A 2,800-nucleotide genomic window follows, 5' to 3' on the forward strand; every position below is an offset into this window, starting at 1 on the left:
GGCAGCTCGCCGGTCAGCTTGAAGCCGACGACGCGCGGGATCAGCATGGAGACCGGCTGGCCGAGCATCGCGGCCTCGGCCTCGATGCCGCCGACGCCCGCCGCCGGCGCTTCGGCCGTCCCGCGAAGAGCGGGGCGGACGACCACGCGCCGTGGCGTTCGCTCAAGTACCGCAGCATGCGCTGGTGGTCGGTCGCCAACTTCGTGTCGAACGCCGGCACCTGGATGCAGCTGACGGTCCAGAACCTGCTGGTGCTCCAGATCACCGGCTCGGCCGCCGCCACCGGACTGTCGATGTCCGTCCAGGCGGCTCCGGGTCTGCTCATGAGCCTCGCGGGCGGCGCGGCGGTCGACCGCTGGCCCCGTAAGCTGACGGCCGCCGTGAGCCAGGGACTGCTCGGCGCCGTCGCGTTCCTGACGGCGGTCCTCGTCGCGACGGACCAGCTCAACCTGGCGATCCTGATGACGCTGGCCGCCGTGACGGGGGTCGTCGCCACCGTCGACGGCCCGGCCTGCTCGCTGCTGGGCAACGATCTCGTCCGTACCGAGGACGTTCCCTCCGCCATCGGCGTGGGGTCGCTCGTGCACAACGCGGGCCGCCTCGCCGGTGCCGCTCTGGCGGGCATCACGGTCGGCTTCCTCGGCACGGCCGCCGCGTACGCCGCCAATGGGTTCTCGTTCCTGTTCGTGGCCGCTGTCATCCCCTTCCTCCGTCCGGTGCACCAGGCCGTCCGGGGCTCCGGGCCCGCCGCCCCCGCCGCCGAGGACGGCGCGCGCGACGCCGACGGCACCGGCGACGACATGACCGTGCGGCAGGGCGTCATGTTCTTCCTGCGGCGTCCCCGGCTGGTCGCGCTGGCGGGCATCTCCGGGATCAGCGCGGTCTTCGGCCGCAACTACGGGCTGACCCTGGCCGTACTCGTCACCGGCCCGCTCGCGGGCGGCGCCGGGGCCTTCGGCACCGTGTCCACCGTGCTCGCGGTCGGCGGCATCGTGGGCGCCGTCCTCGGCGCCCGGCTGCGCAAGCCGTCCGTGCGGCTCGTGGGCACCCTCGCGGCGGCCGGCGCCCTGCTGCAGGTGGTGGCGGGATTCTCGCCGTCGCTCGCCGTGCTGCTGGTCCTCGTCCTGCCGATGGCGGTGGTCGAGTCGGTCTCCGACACGGCCGGGACGACCGTCCTGCAGACGGACCCGCCGGCCCATCTGCGGGGCCGCGTGCTCGGTGTCTGGGGCACCGTCAAGACGTCGTGGGGCCTCGCGGGACCGCCGGCTCTCGGCCTCCTGATGGAGCTGGCCGGGGCGCGGGGCGCGCTGGTGTCCGGCGGCCTGGTCATCGCCGGGGCGATCGGGGCGGGTTTCCTGCTGCGCCGCCGCCGCACGGGGGCGGCGGTGATCGTGCGCACGGAGCAGCCGGCCCTGGCCGGGCAGCCCGCCCTGGGCACGGCCGCCTGACGGCATCGCGGCGCGGGAGACCGCCGCCGCCCGGCCACCGGGCGGCGGCGGTCCGCCGTCACCGGCTCACGACGACCTCTCCAGCAGGCGCAGCCGCCGCTCCACCCGGGGCGGCGTCCGGTGCCTGCGCGCCAGGGCGGCGGGCAGCCGCCGGGCGGCCTGGGCCAGGGCCAGCCGGGCCTGCGGATCGTCGCGGCTGTCGAGGGCCAGCCGGAACGACCGGGCGAGTGCCCGGCGCAGCGGCCGCCGCAGCCACGCGGTGAGCAGTTCGTTGCGCCGCATCCGGGCCGGCCGGCCGGGACGCGGGCCGGCGTCCGGGTCGTGGCGGGCGACGACGCCGGGGCAGTGCGCCACGCCCCAGCCGTGCGCGTCGAGGTCGATGGCGAGCAGCTGCTCCTCCCCGCCGACCCCCAGCAGCGGATGGAACCCGCCCACTTCGAGGAACGCGTTACGGCGCACCACGGCCGCGCACGCGAGGAAGCCGAGCACGGACCGGCCGGGCAGGTCCGGCTCCTGGCCGAGGGGCGAATCGCACAGCTCGGCGTTGAGCGGGTCGGGCTCCGCGTCCGGGCCCACCAGCGTGGTGGCGGCCACCAGCCCGAGCCGGGGGTGGCTGTCGAGCACGTCGGCGGCCCGGTCGAGGGCGCCCGGCTCCCACCACGAGTCGTCGTCGCTGAACGCGACGTACGGCGTGTCGAGTGCGGCGGCCCCGTACGTACGCCCGGCGGCGGCCAGGTTCCGGCCGGGGGTGAGCAGGGTTACGCCCGGATGGCGTGCGCGCACCGCCTCGGCGGTGCCGTCCGTGGACCCGTTGTCGACGACCGTGACCGGTGGCCGTTCCGGCAGTGCGGCCAGGCGGTCCAGGGTGCGCAGCAGGCTCGCGCGCCGGTTCCGGGTGATGACGACGACCGCGGTGCGGGGCGGGGCCGCCGGCCGCCCGCTCGCCGCGGGGCGGGGCCCGGTGCGGTGCGCGGCCTCCCCGCTCACCACGAGCCTTCCGGCACCAGGGGCCGGACGGCCGCCTTGCGCAGGTCCGGCTCGGGCAGGTCGCGTACCGCCTCGACGACCTCCTCGACGGTGATCCTCAGCAGCCGCTCGTCCGGCAGCGGTCCGTGGGCGTCCCCGGGGCGGGGCGAGTCGTCGCCCTCGTCGGGATGCCACAGCACCCGGTGGCGGGCGCGCGCGGGCGGCCCCCACAGGCGTGGGGCGACGGGGCCGAACAGCACGACCGACGGGGTGGCGAGCGCCGACGCGAGGTGGGCGAGTCCGGTGTCGCCGACGATCACGCAGCGGGCCCGGTCCACGAGCGCGGCGAGCACGCCGAACGGCACGTCCCCCGCGCCGCCCACCAC

At 77.0% G+C, this 2,800-nt stretch carries 3 protein-coding genes and 1 pseudogene; 1 reads left to right on the forward strand and 3 read right to left on the reverse strand.

From position 1 onward, the window contains the following. Window positions 1-98, reverse strand: a pseudogene (locus tag E2E34_RS37280) (aconitase family protein); the annotation flags it as partial. Between the two features lie 78 nt (window positions 99-176). Between E2E34_RS37280 and E2E34_RS33130 the strand changes: the two are divergent. Next, a complete protein-coding gene (locus tag E2E34_RS33130; RefSeq protein ID WP_208765407.1) occupies window positions 177-1,448 on the forward strand; it encodes an MFS transporter in 1,272 nt (423 codons plus the stop codon). A gap of 66 nt (window positions 1,449-1,514) precedes the next feature. Here the strand turns inward: E2E34_RS33130 and E2E34_RS33135 are convergent, their stop codons facing one another. Together E2E34_RS33135 and E2E34_RS33140 are read right to left on the reverse strand one after the other, a co-directional pair. Beyond that, a complete protein-coding gene (locus E2E34_RS33135) occupies window positions 1,515-2,435 on the reverse strand; it encodes a glycosyltransferase family 2 protein (RefSeq protein ID WP_138905535.1) in 921 nt (306 codons plus the stop codon). Beyond that, window positions 2,432-2,800 (reverse strand): glycosyltransferase family 9 protein (locus tag E2E34_RS33140; RefSeq protein WP_138905536.1); only part of this gene is annotated, 369 nt, incomplete at its 5' end. The genes E2E34_RS33135 and E2E34_RS33140, both read right to left, overlap by 4 nt.

Source organism: Streptomyces albidochromogenes (genome assembly GCF_005981925.1).
GTDB classification, from domain to species: domain Bacteria; phylum Actinomycetota; class Actinomycetes; order Streptomycetales; family Streptomycetaceae; genus Streptomyces; species Streptomyces albidochromogenes.

Bases quoted from the DNA above. Each gene is read 5' to 3' on its own strand.
- E2E34_RS33130 (WP_208765407.1), top strand. From the start codon at position 177: ATGCGCTGGTGGTCGGTCGCCAACTTCGTGTCGAACGCCGGCACCTGG.